This window comes from Lyngbya sp. CCY1209 (assembly GCF_055795065.1).
In genome coordinates this window covers 1-20,094 of sequence record NZ_JAYFER010000620.1, presented here as the reverse complement: position 1 = coordinate 20,094, position 20,094 = coordinate 1, and the positions used below count along the sequence as shown (strand labels likewise).

The following is a 20,094-nucleotide window of genomic DNA, read 5'->3' as shown; positions in this document are numbered from 1 at the left end:
AGCTCTCTCGTTGACTTTTGCTGAAAGCGGCAAACCCGATAGCCGATAGCGATCGAATCAATTCCCGGGCGAAATGCCCGCCGCGTTCCGAAGTCGGTACAATAAGACATTTAACTTTGATTCCCGAAATCTGTATGTCAACCTACGATGCGATCGTTATCGGCGCGGGTCACAACGGGCTCGTCTGTGCCGCTTACTTGCTGAAAGCGGGGTACAGCGTCCTGCTGCTGGAAAAGCGACCCGTGCCGGGGGGGGCGGCTACGACGGAGGAAGTGATGCCGGAAACCGCGCCGGGATTCAAGTTTAACCTGTGCGCGATCGACCACGAATTCATTCACCTCGGCCCGGTGGTTCGAGAATTGGAATTGCATCGCTACGGGTTGGATTATCTTTACTGCGATCCGGTGGTGTTCTGTCCCCAGGCGGACGGGCGGTATTTTCTCGCCCATCGGTCCGTTGAACAAACCTGCGCCGAAATCGCCCGCTACAGCGACTATGACGCCCGAAAATACGCCGAATTTGTCGCCTACTGGCAGCGCCTCATGAGTGCGATCGCGCCCCTGTTCAACGCCCCGCCCCAATCCATCCCCGATATCGTCGCCAGCTACAATATGGACGCCCTCAAAGATGCGTTGGCGATCGTCGGCGGCCCCACCAAAGCCCTGGATTTCCTGCGGACGATGTTAATTAGTCCCGAAGATCTCGTCTGCGAGTGGTTCGATACGGAAGTCGTCCGGGCGCCCCTAGCAAGATTGGCGGCGGAAATCGGTGCCCCACCCTCCCAAAAGGGAATCTCCGTCGGGGCGAGTATGTTGGCGATGCGGCACGAACCCGGAATGTCCCGCCCCCGGGGGGGAACGGGCGCCCTCACCCGGGCCCTCGTCAACCTCGTCACCAGCCTCGGCGGGGAAATCCTCACGGAACAGTCCGTCAAGCGGGTATTAATTGATAATGGACGGGCTATTGGGGTGGCGGTTGAGGGGGGGCGGGAATATCGCGCCCGCCGGGGGGTGATTTCCAATATCGATGCGCGGCGGTTATTTTTGCAGTGCGTCGATCCCGCCGATGTGGACGCCGCCGATCGCAATTTGCGGGAACGGTTGGAACGCAAAATTATCAACAACAACGAAACCATCCTCAAAATCGACTGCGCGTTGTCAGAACCGCTTCGGTTTGAAGCCTACAACCACCGGGACGAATATCTGATCGGGTCGGTTTTGATCGCCGACTCGGTGCGGCAGGTCGAAAAAGCCCACAGCCTCTGCACCGTGGGGGAAATCCCCGATTCCGACCCGTCCATGTATGCGGTGGTTCCGACGGTTCTCGACCCCTCGATGGCGCCGGAGGGGAAACACACCCTCTGGATCGAGTTTTTCGCCCCCTATCAGATCGCCGGGGCTCAGGGGACGGGGCTCAACGGCACGGGGTGGACGGACGACTTGAAAAACAAGGTGGGCGATCGCGTTTTGGACAAACTCGCCGAATACGCCCCCAATCTCAAAAATTCGATGATCGCCCGCCGGGTGGAGAGTCCGGCGGAATTGGGGGAGCGTCTGGGCTCCTACAAGGGCAATTATTACCACCTCGATATGACCCTTGATCAGATGGTATTTTTGCGTCCCCTGCCGGAAATTGCCAACTACAAAACCCCCGTCGAGGGGCTGTTTCTGACCGGGGCGGGCACCCATCCGGGTGGCTCGATTTCCGGGATGCCGGGGCGCAATTGCGCCCGGGTGTTCCTGCAAGTTCAAAAACCTTGGAATCGGGCGATCGCAGGGGTTGGAGGGGCGATCGCGTCGCTTTGGGAGGGGGTTTTCAAGTGACATCTAGAAACCGGGTTTCTACCAACATCTCAGGGGAGAACCCAACACCCTTCTAGAAACCCGGTTTCTTCCTCCACACCGAGATATCTAGAAACCCGGTTTCTTCCTCCCAACCCGAGATGTCTGGAAACCCGGTTTCTTCCTCCCCAACGAGAGTTCTAGAAACCGGGTTTCTATTTAGATCTTGATGAGGAACAAAACACCCTCCTAGAAACCCGGTTTCTTCCTCCCAACCCGAGATGTCTAGAAACCCGGTTTCTTCCCCCAGATCAACTAAGGAACTTGCCAGATCCGCTCGTGGTAACGTTCCGGCTCCGCGTAGGGGTCGATCGCCCCGTGGGAATGGTCGTGAGAATGCCCGTGGTGGTGGTGGTCGTGGCCGTGGTGGTGGTGGGAATGTCCCTCGCCGGAAACCGCAGCCAGCCGGAATTTACAGGCTTCGCAGTTCATCTGCACCTGTCCCAGTTGGGTTTCAATTTCGCGATCGCGCAACAATTCCAACAAGTTCGGGTGAATCCCCATTTCCGGCAGGCAGGTCATGTCGATTTCGGGATACTGTTCCTGCTGCCCGGCGGTGATGTCGAAAATTTTCTTCATCAGCACCCCGGTAAATAAGAAATAGGGGATGACAATAATCCGCTTGGGCTCGTAAAGTCGGGCGCGGCGGAACCCTTCCTCCAACCGGGGGTGGGTGATGCCGATAAAACAGGTTTCGACCGTGTGGTAGCCGCTTCCCTCCCACAGCATCCGGGCCAGTTTGTAGACGTCGCCGTTGGCGTCCGGGTCGCTCGAACCCCGTCCCACGAACAGCAGCACCGTGTCCGCCCGGGAAATTTGCCGGGGGTTAGCCTCGGGGGTGTCGAGTTCGGCGAGGCGGGACTGCCACAGTTCCAGAATTTTGGGATTGATGCCGAAGTGGCGTCCGTAGTGAAATTTCAGTTGCGGGTGACGTTCCCGGGCCCGATCCAGTTCGTTGGTGATGTCGAATTTATTGTGTCGGGCCGCAAACAGCAGCAGCGGCAGGGCGGAGAGTTCGGTGTAGCCCTGTTCCACACATTGATCGATGCTCTCTTGGATGGTCGGGCCGGTCAGTTCCAAAAAGCAAGGGATGACGGGGCGGGAGCGATCGAGATCCTGGTAGGCGTCGGCGAAATCGATGAAGGTCTGCCGTCCGGCGTCGTCCCGGGTTCCGTGGCCGATGAGCAGCAGGGGGCGGTTCAGCGGTAGGGGGGCGAGAGAATGGGGGTGAATTGTCGTCGAAATTTCCATTTAAACTCCTTTCCCGTGCGAGGCGGGATGTCGGGTGATATCGGTAACGGCGGGCGTTCTGGCTTGTTTGACGGCGACACCGGCCATCAACTTACAGTTGCCGCACAGCCTCGGACTCCCACCGATGTTTCCCCGGTCGTTACCGTTTGTGCCTTGCCATCTTAGCGAATTTCTACCCCTTTTCTTTGAAACTGTAATGAATCCACATATTCGCCGGCACGGCATCCGGCGGCGGTTATCCCGGGGGGCAAATGTCCCCCAGTCTTCGGGGTCGAACCCAGGACGACGATAGTCAAATCGAAGACTTCTTAACCTTCTCCCCCGATAATTGTCTCGGGGACGACTGACAAGAGTGCGAATATAAGGATACAATCCATTGTGATAGACTCTAATCTTGCCGTATCCAATTCTGTTATGACTGAGCCAATCAACGAGTCCAATGAGAGTTTGCCCCGCGAAGTTCGAGTCAACCAACTTCGGAATCTCATAGAGACCCTGCATATTGCCGACGAAATTGCCAGCAAAGGCTACCTGATCAGCAGCTCCGAACTCGCCGATTTAATGGATATTAATGCCAGCGCCGTCACCAGCCGCGGCGACAACTGGGCTTGGCGCAACTGGGAAGTCTCCAGGGTGCGACGGGAGGGCAATCAAATCCTCTGGCAATTGGAGCGAGTGGATTAGATGATGCGTTGATTTGATCGCGTTCATTGTTCGGGGCGAATTCTAGCTGTTGGGCAATGAACCGTTATCATTTTTTGCTCTTTTTAAATCGGCTGGCAGTTCCGCCGTTTTGACTCATTTCAGATGGGTCAAAGCATCTCTCACTCCAATTTCCCTTCACCTTTGGGATTATTTTTTTAAAATCGCTCCTCCACTTTATCCCAAAGTAATATCCAAAAACATCATCACGACAAACCCGGCCATCACGCCCAAGGTGGCTTCCTGTTCCTGTCCCATGCGGTGGGATTCCGGGATAATTTCGTCGCTGATGACGAACAACATCGCCCCGGCCGCGAAGGCTAGTCCCCAGGGTAAAATAAATTGGGCGATCGCCACCATTCCCGCCCCGATCGCGCCCCCGACGGGTTCCACAAGTCCGGTCACCAAAGCGATCGAAAAAGCGGCGATCCGCGAATAGCGTTCGGTCATCAAAGCCAGGGCCACCACCAGCCCCTCGGGCATATTTTGCAGTCCGATTCCGATCGCCAACGCGATGCCGTTGTTGAGATCTCCGTCCCCGAATCCCACCCCCACGGCCAGCCCCTCCGGGAAATTGTGCAGGGCGATGGCGATCGCGAACAGCCAGATCCGTTTCAGGTTGTCGATATTTCGACCTTCCCGGCCTTTAAAAAAGTGTTCGTGGGGAAAATATTGGTTACTGAACCACAAAAAACCACCTCCAATTCCGATTCCAATGGTCGCGATAATTGCAGCCAATACCGTGCTGCCCGTCTGGGATTTGGAATAGTCGATACTCGGGACGATCAGGGAAAAAGAGGTCGCCGCCAACATCACCCCGGCGCCGAAACCGAGTAAAATTCCCTGAAACCGACGGCTGATATGGGAGAGGAAAAAGATCGGCAAAGCGCCGACGGCCGTGCACAGTCCGGCGATCAGACTGGCGATCGCGCCCAGATAAAAAATGGGAATATCCTGCAACAAATCCCGCATTATTTTCCATCCTTGACACTCTCCGCGAAGACAGCGACGGAGATTCTTCCCCGAAATACTCCAACCACATCCTAAATTGATACCACCCGGCATCGTTAATTGACTTGGCGAGGCAGTGGTTTTTAACCATATTCTTCTTTCGTATAAATTCGCCCCCGCCAGCGGTCAGGCCGCCGGGTCGCCGAGATCCACAGCCGCAAAACCGCCAGCGGATCGGCCAGGGGAGACAGCCAGAACGCCCATTTCGCCCGGGCCTGACTCAAATCGTAGGAGGGCGCGATCGCGGCGCACAAAGCCACCCGGACCGCAAATAAAAACCCGTTCAACCCCAGCAAAATAACCGCCGTCGGCGGCAGTCCCGCACCCAGAAACGGCAAACCCGCCAACAGCACCGGCAGGGGCAACCCCTGAACCCCCAGCAGCACCCCCATGTCCGCCCAGAGTTGGCCGGCGGAACTGGCATCCTTGAGGTCGAGCGATCGCCCCCAGCCCTCCCAGGTGTCGGCGAACCCGTCGTACATCCGCACCTTCAACAGGGCGGACCCGTCCAAAAATCCCACCCGGAACCCCCGTCGCGCCGCATTTCGGGCCAAGGTCACGTCGTCGCAAAAGGAGTTGCGGGCGCCCGTGTAGCCCTCCAACGCCTCCAAAACCGAACGGCGGCACAGAAAACACTGGCCGTTAGCCATAACGCGATCGGGACTTGCCGGCGCGGCATCCGGCGGGCCGAATCGGTAGATCAGGGTGATCAGCAAAGCCGGTTGCAGCCACAATTCCCCGGGAGATTTGAGGATAAATCGAGACGAGAGGGAGATAAGGTCGTATTCTTCCCGCCGCGCAGCCCGCACCAGGGCGGCGATTAAGCCCGGTTGGGGTTGGGTGTCGGCATCGATGCCCAAAATCCACTCCGACCCCGGAGAACTGCGGAGAAAGCCCGTGTGCAGCGCCCAAGGGCGACCCACCCACCCCGGCGGCAGGGGGTCATCGACGGTGAGGCGGAAGCGGGGATCTCGGCGGGCGATCGCTTTCACCAGATCTGGGGTCCCGTCATCGGAATTGCTGTCCACCACCGTCACCTCCCGCAGTTCGTAGCCCTGGGCGCTCAATCCCGAGAGGCAGGGGCTGAGGCGATCGACCTCGTTCAAGGTCGGCACGACCACACTCACCGCCCCGACTAGATCCGGGGTCGGCGGAGCGACGGGCAATTGGGGACGGCGGATCAGACCCCGAAATAATCGGGACAGCAGGATCGCCGTCGCCGGGATTTGAAAGGCCAACAAAAATAGGGCGATCGCCCCCACCCACCCGTCAATTGAAAACTCGACGATCGCCAGGGGGAGGGGGGAAGCGGACCAGCAGGGGAAATCGAACATGAATCTACCGCGTCATCGTTCACAACATTGAACCACGAGAAGCGACCGGTTCTATTGGGCGGCGACTTTCTCGGGGATGTCTGCGGCATCAGACGCGCCGGATTCGGGCAGCAGGTCGGCCATTTCCTTGAGGGAGGGGTTCGACCGCCACCAAAACGCGATCGCCGGGATCACGCCCAACACCACGCTCAACAGCGTCGGCAGCAGGAACCGGGCGTCCAACTCCACCACCGTAATCGCCGCGCCGAACAGGAAATTGGTCAAATACACCATCAGCGGTAAAGTTAAGAGCGATCGCGACAAAATGATCGGCGTCCGCCGCCACAGAAACGCCGCCACCCCCATGAACAGCAAACCGGTCCCCATCCACCCGCTCAGGTTGCGGTAGGGCATCCCGAAAAATTCGCCCACTTCCTGGAATTGCCAGAAGGGGAAGGGCGCCTGACTCATGGCGGGGTCGAGAACCAGATCCCAAGCCGTCAGCAGGACGGCACCCATCGCCAACGCCCCCAGGTGGCGGATCAGGCCCGATCCCATTGTCACTTTCAACCCGCCCCGGGCCAGCAGATAGCAGGTCAGGCCCATGTAAAACCAGGACAGGGGGATGGTGAAGGGGACCAGATCGGCGATCTTGTAGCCCAATCCCGTCAAATATTGGTAGTGGCCGAAGGGGAAACCGGTGCTGGTACCGAGGAGTTCGCTACTCAGAGACAGGGCGATAGATGGCACCATGAATCCCAGCGTTGTCGCCAAACCGAGGGTTCGGTAAGCGTAGAGGCTCACGGCGATCGCGCCGAAGACGATGTAGGCGACTCCCCCGCCCCCCATACTCAATCGAAAGGCGGTTTGTCCGACGGGGGGCAGGCTGAGAACCAGTTCGGGATTGGGTAAAACCACCAGCAGTCCGGCCAAACCGAACAGGGTGGCGATGATATGGACGGTCAGGCAAAAACGCTCGGCTATCACAAGTTGCTTCATTGGACTCCTCAAACAGGTACGAAACGCAAGCGGCGCTCCCAAACAGTTTACAAATCTTTAAATTAGAATAACCGATTTGATGGTAAAGGGGAGAAAAATGTGGAAGTTGGGGGCCCGGCAGCGGAGGAGGCAACGGTGAAGCGGAGGAGGGCAATCAATTGTTAATTGTCAATTGTCAATGATCAATTATCAATTATCCATGTAAAATTTGGTCTTGTGATTTTGGAATTATTGTCTGTGGTGGGAATTGTTATTTTAGCCGCGATCGCGATCGCGCTGTTAGCCCTGGAGTTGCAGTACCGTCGCCGTCCCGGCAACGACCTGGAACTGACGCCGGGAAATTGGGAGACGACCCTCACCGAACCCGGACGGGTCATCCTGACGGGAGAACTCGAACTGTGCAACCGGACACCGAACCTGGAAATTATGGTGCCGGAGTTGACCGCCGAAGTCAAATGGCTTTCGGACGGGAGTTTGGATGGCGTCCCGGTCCGCACCCGCATCGTGTCCGGCCACGAAGACGCCCCCGCCCGACCGGACGGCTACTGGTTCGCCTACATCGTCAAAGTGCAGAAAACCACCCGCTTCAAAGTGGTTTTGGACATCGAAGGGGAAAATCTGGACCGGTTGCAATCCGCCTGGGTACAAATTCGCTACGTCACCTACGGCCCCCAAGGGCGCATCCCCAAATGGCGCCACGTCGTGATTCCCATGCAGTACCCCGACCCGGAAACGCCCCCCAACTCCCGCCCGGTTGACGGCGGCGGGGAAGTGTTCCCCATCCGCACCCACCTCCTCACCCAGCTCGATGACCCCGTGGAGGTGGTGCGGCGCTACGTCATGCCCCACGCTCAAAAGGGCGATATCATTACAATGGGAGAGACTCCCCTGGCTTTGATCCAGGGCCGATTCCGCCATCCGACGGAGGTGAAACCCGGATGGGTGGCGCGGCGGGTGTGCTACTTTTTCATGCCCACCTCCAGTTTGGCGACGGCCTGCGGGCTGCAAACCCTGGTGGATCTCGTCGGGCCGGCGCGAGTGTTCGCGGCCTTCGTCGGGGGCGCGATCGCACGAATTTTCGGCTACCGGGGCGGGTTCTACCAACTGGCGGGGGAACAAGCCCGCCTAATTGATGATGTCACCGGGACCCTGCCGCCCTACGATCAATTTATCGTCCTCGGGCCGCACGATCCCCAAGCCGTCGTCGATCGCATCCGCCAGGAAACGGGTCTGGAGGCCGCCATTGTAGATGTCAACGATTTGAAAGCCGTTAAAATATTAGCAGCCACCTCCGATCTGCCGGTGCAATTTGTCGAGCGGGCACTGAGAAGCAATCCCGCCGGAAACGCCGACGAGCGCACGCCGTTGGTCCTCCTCCGCCCGGGATCTCCTCGGGACCGCTGAGAGCCCTCCGGGGAGCGATCGCCCCGAGGAGCTCAATTTCGGGTGCGAAGGTAGAGCGATCGGCCAGAGATATAGAAATTAAACGGGCCAGTAGCGGGGATTTTGCGTTCTCCGAACCACTCCAGCGGTTGTCCCGTCAAACCCAGCCCGATGGCGAACGATCGATAGAGACTCCCAACTCTGAGGACTTACATGAGCGTATTTCTTTCCCAAAACCAAAATCAGGTGACAATTCGCCCCTTCCAGTATCGCGATCTCGAAGCATTTGAGCGGTTGTCCCGGATGTCCGCCGGGGCGGACGACGAGTCTGCCACCGGCGAATCCCTTGATCGCGAAGTGCAACAGCTCCGCCTCTGGTACGGGTTATTGAAATTCCTCAGTTGGTTTCCCAACCCCTGCCAGTACCGCTTCAATACCTACGTCGCGGAACAAGACGGCGTGCGGGGGGTGCTGCGCGTCTCTCCCTTCAACCGCACCCGCAGCACCTGGCGGGTGGACCGGGTGGGCGTCGATCCGGCGGCTAACTTCAGCAGCATCGGTTCCCAACTGCTGCGGTACTGTTTCGAGACGATTTGGGAGGCTCGGACTTGGGTGTTGGAGGTGAATGTCAACGACAAGGACGACCTCGCCCTCTACCGGCAAAATGGCTTTCAACCCCTGGCACAGATGACCTACTGGGCGTTGGAATCCGAACGGCTTCAGGATTTAGCTACCACCCAGGCGGATGTCCCGAATTTGCTCCCGGTGAGCAACGCCGATGCCCAGTTGCTCTACCAACTCGACACCGTATCGATGCCGCCCCAGGTGCGGCAGGTGTTCGACCGCCACATTTTGGATTTTAGAACCAACGTGGTGCGGGCGATCGCGGACGGGCTGCGGCAGTGGCTCAACCGGGTGGAACAGGTGAGCGGCTACGTCTTTGAACCCCAGCGAAAAGCCGCGATCGGCTATTTCCAAGTGCAGTTGTGCCGGGACGGCAACCAACCCCACGTCGCCGAACTGACGGTCCATCCGGCCTACACTTGGTTATATCCCGAATTGCTCTCCCAGATGGCGCAACTGGTGCAGGAGTTCCCGCCCCAATCCCTGCGGCTGGCCTCGGCGGACTACCAGCCGGAACGGGAAGCCTATTTGGAGAAAGTCGGCGCCGAACCCGTCGAACACACCCTATTGATGTCGCGATCGGTGTGGCACAAGTTGCGGGAGTCGAAAATGGCCGCCGAACCCCTGCAGTGGTCGGAAGTGCTCCAGAGCCTGCAACCCTCCCGCAAACCCGTCCCCGGCCGGATGTCCTGGCTCGGGCCGATGGACGATCGCCACCCCGGAGACTCCAAAAAACCCCCGTCGGAACAGCAGATCCAACCCCAAAATCTCTCGGAACTCTCCGAGTCCGAGAAGAAAAAACTCTCCGCCAATCCCCCGGAATCCAAGAACGGCGATCGCCCCAAACCATGACCGACTCCCAATCCCGCCCATTTATATCGGCCCTCGGGTTGGACGTGGGCCGCCGTCGCATCGGCGTCGCCGGGTGCGACGGCACGGGGTTGATCGCCACGGGCCTGACCACGATTCGGCGATCGTCCTTCGAGGCGGATGTCGCCCAGTTGCGGGAATTGGTGGAACAACGGCGGGTTCAGGTTTTGGTGGTGGGCCTGCCCTATTCCATGAGTGGAAACCTGGGATTTCAGGCCCGCCAAGTGCACAACTACGCCCGACGCCTGCAAAAAGCTCTTGACTTGCCGGTGGAATATATGGACGAGCGGCTGACCTCGGTGCAGGCCGAACAGATGATGCAGGCCGCCAAAATTCCCCTCTCCGAAAATAAAGCCCTCGTCGATCGCAAAGCCGCCGCCCTGATCCTCCAACAGTGGCTCGACGCACGGCGACAAAATCGATAGGGGCGGTTCGGGGTATGGGAAATTGTAGGGGCGCAAGGCTTGCGCCCTAATTTTAGCGCCCTAATTTTAGATTTTAGATTTCTCTATCTCAGATAAAGTATCAACCAACACAGCCGTGTTATCCTTTTTGTGCAGGGGGGATCTGTGCGATCGCATTGTGTCGTCTAGATCCTTCATATTACCCCATCTCAGTGCCCCAGAGCGCTGTTTTGCTCAACGTCAGTTCAAGATGATGCCATCCCGATTTTCCCCGGACAACGAACCCGAATCCGACACCTATACCGTCTTGACGGATGAAGAAGGGCGATCCATCGAATGCACGATCGAATCCTCCTTCGACATAGAAGGTCAAGAATATATCTTACTGCTTCCCGTCGATATCCCCGTCGAAATCCTCACCTGGTCCGACGACGAAGATGAGGAAGAAACCGCCGTCCCCGTGGAATCGGAAGAGACGATCGATCGCATCTTTTCCACGGCGAAGGTGGTGTTGGAGGAACAGAACCTCACCCTCAAACGCACCGCCGTCACCCTGACGGCCGCGGGAGAGTTGCCGGAACTGTTCGACGAAGACGAACCGGACGGCGCCGACGACGGCGATGAAGACTACGAGGAACTGCTGCTGCTGACCCGCTTCTACCACGAAGAACAAGAATACGGCATCTACACCCCCCTCGACCCCTTTTTCATCCTGGCCCGGATGAACGAACGGGGCGAACCGGAACTCCTGTCCCCGGAAGAGTTGGACAAAATCGAACCCCTGTTGCCCGAAATTGAGGAGCGACTTTTTGAAGATTTCGCGTAAACTGTTATCGGGCTGTGGGACATCATTCTCACAGAGCATCAAACGGCAACAAGCGACAATAACGGGCAGAAGTTCTGATGGGACGATTTTCTAAAGGACTCTTTTATTTCGCCATCTTACCGGTCGTCTGGATCTTTTTCGGCTGGCAGGGCTGGGCGTGGTGGAGTTGGGCCAGTTCGCCCCCGGCGGACGAGGACACCCTCGGCGAGAATGCCGCGGCCGAGACGTCGATTCAAATTTCCATCCCCCCCGGCACCTCGAGCCAGCAAATCGGGCGGGATCTGGAGGCGACGGGCCTGATCCGCTCCACGACGGCTTGGAAGCTGTGGGCGAGGTGGCTGATTTTCCGAGATCCGGAGGGAGAATTCAAGGCGGGAACTTACCAATTGTCCCCCACCGAACCCCTGAGCGCGATCGCCGATCGCATCTGGAAGGGGGAGGTCATGCAAATGAGCTTCACCATTCCGGAGGGGTGGTCGATTCAGGAAATGGCGGACTATTTTGAGGACGAGGGATTCTTTTCGGCGGAAGAATTTGTGGCCGAGGCGAAACAGATCCCCTACGATCGCTATCCGTGGCTGCCCCAAGATTTGCCCATCCTGGAAGGATACCTGTATCCCGACACCTATTTGGTGGTGGCTGATCGCATTACCCCGGAAAGTGTCATCGACCAGATGCTCTCTCAATTTGAAACCGTCGCCCTCCCGGTTTATCAGGAAAGCCGAGAACGCCACAACCTCGACCTCAACGAGTGGGTCGCCCTGGCCAGCATCGTGGAAAAGGAGGCCGTCGTCGCCGAGGAACGGGAATTGATCTCGGGAGTGTTTCACAACCGCCTCAGACAGGGGATGCGTCTGGCCGCCGATCCGACGGTGGAGTACGGTCTGGGAATCCGCCAAACCGTCGATCAACCCCTGACGTTCAGACAGGTGGAAACCCCCTCCCCCTACAATACCTATCTGAATCCGGGACTGCCCCCCACCGCGATCGCCTCGCCGGGAATCGCCAGCCTGAAAGCGACTTTAAACCCGGAGGACACCGAATACCTCTACTTCATGGCCCGCTACGACGGCACCCACATTTTCAGCCGCACCGAAGCCGAACACGCCCGAGCGATCGCGGAAGTGGAACGCCAACTGTCGGAACAGTAGGGAGTGGGGAATAGGCAATAGGGAATAGGCAATAGGGAATAGGCAATAGGGAATAGTCAATTGTCAATTAATTCCTCCCATTTTTCGATAAAATAAAGAGATAAAACTCTACAATCCACTATGTCCTGGGGTAAACTTTTGGAACCGGATTTGGTTCTGGGCAATTCGATCATGCAGCTCACGCCGGATATCCTCCACGCAAATAACGTGAAGGGTCTGGTGTTGGATGTGGATGAAACCCTGGTTCCGATCACGAAGCAGCAGGCCTCCGAGGAGTTGCGCCAGTGGGTCGAGGAGATCAAGCCGACCTTTTCCCTGTGGCTGGTGAGCAACAATATCTCCCAAGCCCGGATCGGGGGCATCGCCCGTTCCCTCGGTTTGCCCTACATCAGCGGCGCGGCCAAGCCGTCGCGGCGGAAACTGTGGCAGGCGGTGAAGGCGATGGAGATCCCGGCGAACCAGGTGGCGATGGTGGGCGATCGCGTTTTTACGGACGTTTTGGCAGGAAATCGGCTGGGAATGTTCACCATTCTCGTGGAACCGATGCTCGATCCCATTCAAACCGGCCAATTTTTCTCGGTGCGATCGCTCGAAGTCTGGATCTCCGAAGTTTTGGGAGCGTCTTTTCAAGGTAAATAGCGCTTCGCGCTGGGGTGTGGGGGGTGGGGTGTGGGGTGTGGGGAAGAGGAAGGGGGGGATAAGGGTTTCGAGGTTTTTCCCCTCTTCCGGAACTGTAAACACGCGATCGCGATACCTGCGATAGCAGTCGCCATGACGGTTAGGACAGATGATCTCATGATTCCCGACTCCCGACTCCCGACTCCCGACTCCCTTTCTACCATCGCAATGTCCTAACCGTTCTGTCTGTCGCTATCTTATATGGCCTACACCATTGTCGTCAAAATTGGCACTTCCAGCTTGACCCAGCCGGATACCGGACATCTGGCGTTATCCACCTTGGCGACGCTGGTGGAAACGCTGACCCGCCTGCGCCGAGAGGGACATCGGGTGGTTCTGGTGTCCTCCGGCGCGGTGGGGGTGGGGCGCGATCGCCTGGGACTGACGGAACGACCCCGCGCGATCGCCCTCAAACAAGCCGTCGCGGCCGTCGGACAGGGCCGGCTGATCCGCGTCTACGACGACCTCTTTACGTCCCTCCAACAACCCATCGCCCAAGTCCTCCTCACCCGCGGCGACCTGGTGCAGCGTGGTGGCTACGTCAACGCCTACAACACCTTCCAACAATTGCTCAAACTCGGCGTTATCCCCATCGTCAACGAAAACGACACCGTGGCTGTCGATGAACTCCGCTTCGGCGACAACGACACTCTCTCGGCTTTGGTGGCGAGTTTGGTGGAGGCGGACTGGCTGTTTTTACTGACGGATGTCGATCGCCTCTATTCCGCCGACCCCCGGTTCTTCCCCGACGCGCAACCCATCCATTTGGTTAAGCACATCGGACAGTTGCAGGAATTCCAAGTCCAAGTCGGAAACTCCCGCAGCAGTTGGGGCACCGGGGGGATGGTCACGAAAATTGAAGCGGCCCGCATCGCCACGGGTTCCGGGGTGCGGACGGCGATCGCGGACGGGAAACGCCCCGAAAATGTCGAAAAAATCCTGGGCGGGGAGGCGATCGGCACCCAGTTTGAACCCCAATCCCGCCCCGTCAATTCCCGACGCCACTGGATCGCCAACGTTTTGGTCCCGGCGGGCAAATTGTACCTCGATCCGGGGGCGGTGCGGGCGATCCGGGAGGGCGGCAAATCCCTCCTCGCGGCCGGTGTAACCCGGGTGGAAGGCGAGTTTCACCCCCATGACGCGGTGCGGTTGTGCGACGGCGGCGATCGGGAAATCGCCCGGGGATTGGTGAATTACAGCAGCGCGGAAATGGAAAAAATCCGGGGTTCTCGTTCCGAACAAATTCCCGAAATCCTCGGCTATGCGGGGGCGGAAACCGTCGTTCACCGGGACAACCTGGTGATTTCTATCAATTGACAATTGATAATTGTCAATTCATTTCCCGATTCCCGACTCCCGACTCCCGACTCCCCTATCAACCCGACTCCCAATCAAAAAGATGGGGTTCCTGGCTAACCCCATCTAGATTGATCTTCTCGAATTCAATAACGACTTTACAGCAACCTTCAACTTCAGCTCGTGGCGTTTCGATCTAAATTCTCTTCAACTTGGCTCAGAACATCGAACAGGAGCGTGATGCTCCAATCTGCGTAGTGCGCGAATTTTTTCATGATTTGATTCAAACTCGATCCCGAATAATCTTGACTGGAACGATGGCTAGGCTGAGGAGCCTTGAGAGACGATATCAGCGTGTTGTCATCTGTGATCATAGCAAAGTGCTTGTCTAAGTTTTATTCGGTCTGGTGTCTTCAAGTAATTTGTACATACAGAGTATAGCACAAGTATTGCACAAGTATTGCATCCCTCAAAAGAATGGACGGAAACTATCCCCAACGGGGGATGCTACACGGAAATGAAAATTTGCAGATCCCTAGCCAGAGCGGCGGGAGAGATGTCATGATAGTAGATGTATGTTGTATGTACATCCGAAGTCTATGCCGCGAACTAAACCCCCCTCCAACAAAGTTCTGACCATCCGCCTTACGGAATCTGATTTCCGGCATCTGGAGGAGTTTTGCGCCGAAAAGGGCAAGACCAAAACCGAAGTTCTCGTCGATCTGATCCGCCGGTTAAAATTACCCAGTCAAAGACTCACGGCGTCTCGTTGAAGTCGATCCCCCGTCCAATGTTTCATATCCTTTCTGGGGTTGAACTCGATCCGTCCGCATCTAAACCGATACGAAAAATTTATACGACCGATTGGTTTTTCTGTACTGTTAGATGGGGCGATAGGTACGCGATCGCGGATCGCGCCCAAACCAGTCAAATCCCCGCCTCCCGGCACATACAGCCACAGCACCTTGGGAAGGCGGGGAAACAATTAACAATTAACAATTAACAATTAATAATTGTCCATTCATCCTTACTTCCTACTTCTTCAGTTACAGGACTCGTAACAGGTTGGGGATGCGATCGACGATATCGAGTTGTTGGAGTTCGTCTAATGCTTGGTGGAAGTTGCCTTCTAGGACGTCGTGGGTGACGACGACGATTTCCGCGAGCTCGCCGTGGGAGTCGATTTGGACGATGGATTCCAGGCTGACGTCGTGGTTGCCGAAGCAGGTTCCCAAGTTGCCGATCACTCCCGGCAGATCGCGGGTGATGAAACGGGCGTAAAATCGGGTGGTCAAGTCCTTCATCGGTGCCAGGTTGCAGTAGTGCTGGTGGGTACAACTCATCAGCGGGTGGGTGGTGAAGGGGATGTCTGCTTTGGGGGGGCGGGTGGTGAGGATGGCGACGATGTTGAGGATGTCGGAAACGACGGCGCTGGCGGTGGGGCCGGCTCCGGCTCCGGGGCCGAAGAACATCACCTGTCCGATGGGTTCCCCTTCTACGACGATCGCATTATTGACGCCGTTGATACTGGCGAGGGGGTGCAGTTTGGGAACCAGGGTGGGGTGGACCCGCACGGAGAGTAAATCGTTGTCCGGGGTGGCGACGGGATCTCGGCGGGCGATCGCGAGTAACTTAATGGTAAACCCGAGGCGATCGGCGTAGGCGATATCGGTGGCGGTGACGCCCCGGATGCCTTCGCAATACACCTCGTCCAATTTGATGCGCCCCCCGAAGGCGAGGGAGGCCAAAATTGCGATTTTGTCCGCCGCGTCCAAGCCGTCCACGTCGGCGGTGGGGTCGGCTTCCGCGTAGCCCAATTCCTGGGCCTGTTTGAGCACCTCGTCGAAGGGGGCGCCCTCGGCCTGCATCCGGGTCAAAATGTAGTTGGTGGTGCCGTTGACGATGCCGGTGACGGTGTGGATGCGGTTGGCGCCGAGGGATTCTTTCAGGGGTTGGATGACGGGGATGCCGCCCCCGACGGCGGCTTCGAGGAGGACGTAAACGCCTTTTTCTGAGGCGGCGTCGAAGATTTCGCTGCCGTAGCGGGAGATGACGGCTTTGTTGGCGGTGACGATGTGTTTGCCGTGGGCGATCGCTTTGAGAATCAGCGATCGCGCCGGTTCCAGACCTCCGATCAGTTCCACGACGATATCCACTTCCGGATCGGTGACGATCGCTTCCAAATTGTCGGTCAGCAGGTGTTCGGGCAAATCGACGTTCCGGGACTTGTTGAGCGATCGTACCCCCACCCGGTGCAGGGTCAGCGCCTGCAACAGCGGATGGCGACCGTCGCGATCGCACAGGATTTTGGCGGTTCCCGTCCCGACTGTTCCCAATCCCAACAAACCGATTTTAAAAGCCACGATTCCAACCTGTCACTCAACTTTGCTGTTCAACCATTTTTACACCCTCCGCCCCCCCTTCTGCGGTCCGACCCGCCGAGGAGGGCAAAAATCTCCGTCAAGGGGTCGAATTGTAACGTTTTGTAAAGCTTGTGTGGGGTGCGACCCATCACGGGTTATACTACTCATATAGTAGATGCACCCTGATTCGAGCGCCCATCACACCTGAAAAGGTGGGGGCGTTTTTTTATGGGGGAGTGGGGTGTAGGGTGTAGGGTGTAGGGTGTAGGGTGTAGGGAATTTTAGATTTTAGATTTTAGATTCTTTCCATCTTTGCCTCTAAACCCCCTCCGCTTCCTCCGCTTCCTCCGCCTCCTCTGCCCTCCCCCGCGACGCCATAGAATTGAGGGCAAAGTGCAATTCGGAGATAGTGTTGAAATGCCCGAGACTCAGCCCGTTGTTTCTCCCGAGTGGTTGGCCGAAAATTTGGATAATCCCGGAGTGAGGGTCGTGGACTGTCGCTTTGCCCTCGGCGACCCGGAGTTGGGACGACAGCAGTATTTGGAAAATCACATTCCGGGGGCAGTTTATCTGGATTTGGAACGGGATTTGTCCTCGCCGGTGGAAAAACACGGGGGACGGCATCCCCTCCCCGATATTGACGAACTCGCCGGGAAACTCTCCAACCTGGGGATCGAGTTTGGAGAAACCTTGGTGGTGGCCTACGACGATTCCCGGTTCGGATTTGCGGGGCGGCTGTGGTGGCTGTTGCGCTACATGGGCCACGATCGCGCCGCCCTACTCGACGGGGGGTTCGGCGGTTGGAAAGCTGCCGGTTATCCGGTGACGGCGGAAATTCCCGAACCGGAACCGGCGCAGTTTGAACCGCAATTGCGATCGGATTGGGTGGTGGATTTCGAGGACGTGAAAACCCGGAAAGACCGGCCGGGTATGGTTTTGATCGACTCCCGCGATCGCGATCGCTACTCGGGAGAACGGGAGCCCATCGACCCCATCGCCGGACACATCCCCGGCGCGGTCAATTTGCCCTGGCGGGACGTTTCCGACGCCGGGGGATTTCTCAAATTTGCCGAACAGCCCGGACGCTGGGAAAATTACAAAGACGCGGAAGAAATCGTCGTCTACTGCGGTTCCGGGGTGACGGCCTGCATCAATCTGCTGACCCTGGAATTGGCGGGATTATCCCAGGGTAAACTGTACCCGGGGAGTTGGAGCGACTGGTGTTCGTACCAACTCGACCCGGAAGATTAGCGGCACCCGAGGGAGTACCGGGTCGAGACGCCGGTGACGGGGTTGACGCCATCGGCTCGCTGGCAGAGTCGGCGCAACTGTTCGCCGTCCAACAGTGCGTCGGTGAAATCGGCCCCGGTGATATCTGTGTCGTCGAAGGTGGAGCCGAAAAATAGGGCTTCCACAAAAATCGAATTGCTCAGGTCGGCTTCCGTAAAATCGGCTTGGTCCAACATCGCATAGGTGAGGTCGGCCCCCCGCATCGTCACCCCCAGCAGGGTGGCGCGGCTGAACACCGAACCCCGCAGTTCGGAGTTGTCGAAGTTGGCATATTCCAAGTTGGAGTTGGCAAATTCCGCCGCGGGGAGGGACTGGTTGGAAAAATCCCGGTGTTGGAGCAAACTGTGGTTGAAAAACAGGTGGGCCGGGTTTTCTGCGGCGCGGGCGACTCCGGGCCAAAGTAACAGCAATCCGGCGAACAGCGCGATCGCGATTTGTCGAACTATTTTTTTCATAACCGTAAGTGTTGATATCTACCCAGGATAGCGAATTGAATCGGCGTTACCGTTACAATAGGAACGCAACGATGAGGTTAAGACAAACTCATGGTCAATTTCTTCGTTACCTGGCTCTTGGCAGCCATTGCACTCTCAATTACAGCGTATCTGGTTCCGGGCCTGACGATCGCCAGTTGGCAGGCGGCGGCGGTGGGGGCGATCGTCATGGGGTTGGTGAATGCGATCGTCAAACCCATTTTGACGATTTTAACCCTTCCCCTGACCCTGTTAACTTTGGGGTTATTCCTATTTGTCGTCAACGCCATTTCCATTTCCCTGGTGGGATTCTTCACCCCGGGCTTTACCGTGGCGGGATTTTGGCCGGCCCTGTTCGGTTCCATCGTCCTGTCCCTCGTCACTTGGATTATCGGTCAATTCGCCGGCCGGGGGGAGGCAGACGTTTAAGCGGTTCAAAGCGTCCATTAAAGACACGAATTTAAGGCTAAAAAAAGTGCTTGTCGCTCTGGGTGTCGGTTTCGGGTACACGGTTTTTGTGCGCCGGAAATCGACATCTGGCAATTTCACACCTCCAAAAATATGCGATCGCGACTCAACCCCACTCCCTATTTGTTCCTAGTCCCGGCATTAGTTATTTTGGTATTGACGGTATTTTTGCCGTCGATACAGGCGTTTTATCTGAGTTTTTTTAATTACGATTTAATCGGCGATCCGCAGTGGATTGGTATTGATAATTTCCGGCGGTTGTGGGAAGATTCTGTATTTTGGCAGACCCTAAAAAATACCGCCCTTTACATTATTATTGTCGTTCCTATTTTGGCGATCGCACCCCTGTGGCTGGCGATTTTAGTGAATCAAAAATTGCGGGGAATTAACTGGTTTCGGACGGCTTATTATGTTCCGGTCGTGATTTCGATGGTCGTCGCGGGACTAGCCTGGAAGTGGCTGTATGCAGAAAACGGACTCTTGAATCAATTCCTGCAATATTTCGGTTCCTTTTTTCTGCCCCCCTCGGCATCGCCGAGTATCCCCTGGCTGACGGACCCAAATTTGGCGTTATTTTCCGTCATGGCGGTGACAATTTGGAAGGGGTTGGGTTATTACATGGTGATTTATCTGGCCGGGTTGCAGTCGATTCCGGCGGAACTCTACGAAGCCGCCAGTTTGGACGGTTCCGACGGCTGGCGAAGCCATTGGGATATCACTTTACCGCTGATGCGGCCCTACCTGATTTTGGTGGCGGTGATTTCCGCCATTTCCGCCACAAAAGTATTTGAAGAGGTGTATATCATGACGCAAGGAGGGCCGTTAAACAGTTCCAAAACCATCGTTTATTATCTCTACGAACGGGCGTTTCAGAATTTAGATATCGGTTACGCCTGTGCGATTGGGTTGGTGTTATTTGCGATCGTTTTCGGGTTGTCACTATTACGATTAGCGATCGCGCGTTGGACGGGAAGTGAAATCTCTTGAGGGCTAAAGGTGCCCGATCTCGGGGAAAAGATATCAGGACTTTCCAAAACCCAATTTTACCCCGACTCAACACCCTACTCTGTCCCTCAAAGTCCCCCTTTTCAAGGGGGATTTAGGGGGATCGTTCGGACAAAGTCCCCCTTTTCAAGGGGGATTTAGGGGGA

General features: G+C 57.0%; 18 protein-coding genes. 12 read left to right on the top strand and 6 right to left on the bottom strand.

Annotation, left to right across the window (positions count from 1 at the left end; all coding sequences use genetic code 11):
• Positions 1-134: 134 nt before the first annotated feature.
• Positions 135-1,823: a beta-carotene ketolase CrtO gene (gene crtO / locus AC0QHF_RS23595; RefSeq protein ID WP_324706707.1), complete on the top strand. Its 1,689-nt coding sequence runs from the start codon at positions 135-137 to the stop codon at positions 1,821-1,823.
• 273 nt (positions 1,824-2,096) lie between these two features.
• On the opposite strand, the gene AC0QHF_RS23590 is transcribed toward crtO, so the two are convergent.
• Positions 2,097-3,092, bottom strand: coding sequence for a sirohydrochlorin chelatase (locus tag AC0QHF_RS23590; protein WP_324706706.1), 996 nt, complete (start codon positions 3,090-3,092; stop codon positions 2,097-2,099).
• 414 nt (positions 3,093-3,506) lie between these two features.
• Between AC0QHF_RS23590 and AC0QHF_RS23585 the strand changes: the two genes are divergently transcribed.
• Positions 3,507-3,776 carry a hypothetical protein gene (locus AC0QHF_RS23585; RefSeq protein ID WP_324706705.1) on the top strand — a complete coding sequence of 90 codons (270 nt, stop codon included), beginning with the start codon at positions 3,507-3,509 and terminating at the stop codon, positions 3,774-3,776.
• A gap of 195 nt (positions 3,777-3,971) precedes the next feature.
• Here AC0QHF_RS23585 and AC0QHF_RS23580 read toward each other — a convergent pair whose 3' ends face one another.
• The 3 genes from AC0QHF_RS23580 to cruF form a co-directional block, all read right to left on the bottom strand.
• Positions 3,972-4,766: a ZIP family metal transporter gene (locus AC0QHF_RS23580; RefSeq protein ID WP_324706704.1), complete on the bottom strand. Its 795-nt coding sequence runs from the start codon at positions 4,764-4,766 to the stop codon at positions 3,972-3,974.
• A gap of 122 nt (positions 4,767-4,888) precedes the next feature.
• Entirely contained in the window at positions 4,889-6,139 is a 1,251-nt protein-coding gene (cruG, locus tag AC0QHF_RS23575; RefSeq protein WP_324706703.1) for a 2'-O-glycosyltransferase CruG, read from the bottom strand.
• Between the two features lie 51 nt (positions 6,140-6,190).
• Positions 6,191-7,117 (bottom strand): gamma-carotene 1'-hydroxylase CruF, encoded by a 927-nt coding sequence (gene cruF / locus AC0QHF_RS23570; RefSeq protein WP_324706702.1) that lies wholly within the window; start codon positions 7,115-7,117, stop codon positions 6,191-6,193.
• 222 nt (positions 7,118-7,339) lie between these two features.
• On the opposite strand from cruF, the gene AC0QHF_RS23565 reads away from it, so the two are divergent.
• The 7 genes from AC0QHF_RS23565 to proB all read left to right on the top strand — a co-directional run bounded on the left by AC0QHF_RS23565 (position 7,340) and on the right by proB (position 14,370).
• Positions 7,340-8,521 (top strand): F420-0:Gamma-glutamyl ligase, encoded by a 1,182-nt coding sequence (locus AC0QHF_RS23565; protein WP_324706701.1) that lies wholly within the window; start codon positions 7,340-7,342, stop codon positions 8,519-8,521.
• 192 nt (positions 8,522-8,713) lie between these two features.
• The gene (locus AC0QHF_RS23560) at positions 8,714-9,976 is read left to right on the top strand and encodes a GNAT family N-acetyltransferase (RefSeq protein ID WP_324706700.1); all 1,263 of its coding nucleotides are present in this window, start codon (positions 8,714-8,716) and stop codon (positions 9,974-9,976) included.
• The gene (ruvX, locus tag AC0QHF_RS23555; RefSeq protein ID WP_324706699.1) at positions 9,973-10,419 is read left to right on the top strand and encodes a Holliday junction resolvase RuvX; all 447 of its coding nucleotides are present in this window, start codon (positions 9,973-9,975) and stop codon (positions 10,417-10,419) included. Before AC0QHF_RS23560 ends, ruvX begins: the two co-directional genes overlap by 4 nt.
• A gap of 232 nt (positions 10,420-10,651) precedes the next feature.
• Positions 10,652-11,224, top strand: a complete 573-nt coding sequence (locus AC0QHF_RS23550; RefSeq protein WP_324706714.1) for a DUF3727 domain-containing protein — start codon at positions 10,652-10,654, stop codon at positions 11,222-11,224.
• Between the two features lie 77 nt (positions 11,225-11,301).
• Positions 11,302-12,375, top strand: coding sequence for an endolytic transglycosylase MltG (gene mltG, locus AC0QHF_RS23545; protein ID WP_324706698.1), 1,074 nt, complete (start codon positions 11,302-11,304; stop codon positions 12,373-12,375).
• Between the two features lie 120 nt (positions 12,376-12,495).
• Entirely contained in the window at positions 12,496-13,014 is a 519-nt protein-coding gene (locus AC0QHF_RS23540) for a YqeG family HAD IIIA-type phosphatase (protein ID WP_324706697.1), read from the top strand.
• Positions 13,015-13,254: 240 nt separating this feature from the next.
• Entirely contained in the window at positions 13,255-14,370 is a 1,116-nt protein-coding gene (proB, locus tag AC0QHF_RS23535) for a glutamate 5-kinase (protein WP_324706696.1), read from the top strand.
• A gap of 1,025 nt (positions 14,371-15,395) precedes the next feature.
• On the opposite strand, the gene AC0QHF_RS23530 is transcribed toward proB, so the two are convergent.
• Positions 15,396-16,712, bottom strand: a complete 1,317-nt coding sequence (locus AC0QHF_RS23530) for a homoserine dehydrogenase (protein WP_324706695.1) — start codon at positions 16,710-16,712, stop codon at positions 15,396-15,398.
• Between the two features lie 417 nt (positions 16,713-17,129).
• On the opposite strand from AC0QHF_RS23530, the gene AC0QHF_RS23525 reads away from it, so the two are divergent.
• Positions 17,130-17,963 (top strand): sulfurtransferase, encoded by an 834-nt coding sequence (locus tag AC0QHF_RS23525; protein WP_324706694.1) that lies wholly within the window; start codon positions 17,130-17,132, stop codon positions 17,961-17,963.
• Here AC0QHF_RS23525 and AC0QHF_RS23520 read toward each other — a convergent pair.
• A complete protein-coding gene (locus AC0QHF_RS23520; RefSeq protein WP_324706693.1) occupies positions 17,960-18,457 on the bottom strand; it encodes a pentapeptide repeat-containing protein in 498 nt (165 codons plus the stop codon). The two genes, AC0QHF_RS23525 and AC0QHF_RS23520, sit on opposite strands and share 4 nt — an antisense overlap.
• 90 nt (positions 18,458-18,547) lie before the next feature.
• Between AC0QHF_RS23520 and AC0QHF_RS23515 the strand changes: the two genes are divergently transcribed.
• Entirely contained in the window at positions 18,548-18,904 is a 357-nt protein-coding gene (locus AC0QHF_RS23515; RefSeq protein ID WP_324706692.1) for a phage holin family protein, read from the top strand.
• A 132-nt stretch (positions 18,905-19,036) separates the two neighbouring features.
• Positions 19,037-19,930 carry a carbohydrate ABC transporter permease gene (locus tag AC0QHF_RS23510; protein WP_324706691.1) on the top strand — a complete coding sequence of 298 codons (894 nt, stop codon included), beginning with the start codon at positions 19,037-19,039 and terminating at the stop codon, positions 19,928-19,930.
• Positions 19,931-20,094 lie beyond the last annotated feature (164 nt).

Bases quoted from the DNA above. Each gene is read 5' to 3' on its own strand.
- crtO (WP_324706707.1), top strand. From the start codon at position 135: ATGTCAACCTACGATGCGATCGTTATCGGCGCGGGTCACAACGGGCTC.
- AC0QHF_RS23590 (WP_324706706.1), bottom strand. From the start codon at position 3,092: ATGGAAATTTCGACGACAATTCACCCCCATTCTCTCGCCCCCCTACCG.
- AC0QHF_RS23585 (WP_324706705.1), top strand. From the start codon at position 3,507: ATGACTGAGCCAATCAACGAGTCCAATGAGAGTTTGCCCCGCGAAGTT.
- AC0QHF_RS23580 (WP_324706704.1), bottom strand. From the start codon at position 4,766: ATGCGGGATTTGTTGCAGGATATTCCCATTTTTTATCTGGGCGCGATC.
- cruG (WP_324706703.1), bottom strand. From the start codon at position 6,139: ATGTTCGATTTCCCCTGCTGGTCCGCTTCCCCCCTCCCCCTGGCGATC.
- cruF (WP_324706702.1), bottom strand. From the start codon at position 7,117: ATGAAGCAACTTGTGATAGCCGAGCGTTTTTGCCTGACCGTCCATATC.
- AC0QHF_RS23560 (WP_324706700.1), top strand. From the start codon at position 8,714: ATGAGCGTATTTCTTTCCCAAAACCAAAATCAGGTGACAATTCGCCCC.
- ruvX (WP_324706699.1), top strand. From the start codon at position 9,973: ATGACCGACTCCCAATCCCGCCCATTTATATCGGCCCTCGGGTTGGAC.
- AC0QHF_RS23550 (WP_324706714.1), top strand. From the start codon at position 10,652: ATGCCATCCCGATTTTCCCCGGACAACGAACCCGAATCCGACACCTAT.
- mltG (WP_324706698.1), top strand. From the start codon at position 11,302: ATGGGACGATTTTCTAAAGGACTCTTTTATTTCGCCATCTTACCGGTC.
- AC0QHF_RS23540 (WP_324706697.1), top strand. From the start codon at position 12,496: ATGTCCTGGGGTAAACTTTTGGAACCGGATTTGGTTCTGGGCAATTCG.
- proB (WP_324706696.1), top strand. From the start codon at position 13,255: ATGGCCTACACCATTGTCGTCAAAATTGGCACTTCCAGCTTGACCCAG.
- AC0QHF_RS23525 (WP_324706694.1), top strand. From the start codon at position 17,130: ATGCCCGAGACTCAGCCCGTTGTTTCTCCCGAGTGGTTGGCCGAAAAT.
- AC0QHF_RS23520 (WP_324706693.1), bottom strand. From the start codon at position 18,457: ATGAAAAAAATAGTTCGACAAATCGCGATCGCGCTGTTCGCCGGATTG.
- AC0QHF_RS23515 (WP_324706692.1), top strand. From the start codon at position 18,548: ATGGTCAATTTCTTCGTTACCTGGCTCTTGGCAGCCATTGCACTCTCA.
- AC0QHF_RS23510 (WP_324706691.1), top strand. From the start codon at position 19,037: ATGCGATCGCGACTCAACCCCACTCCCTATTTGTTCCTAGTCCCGGCA.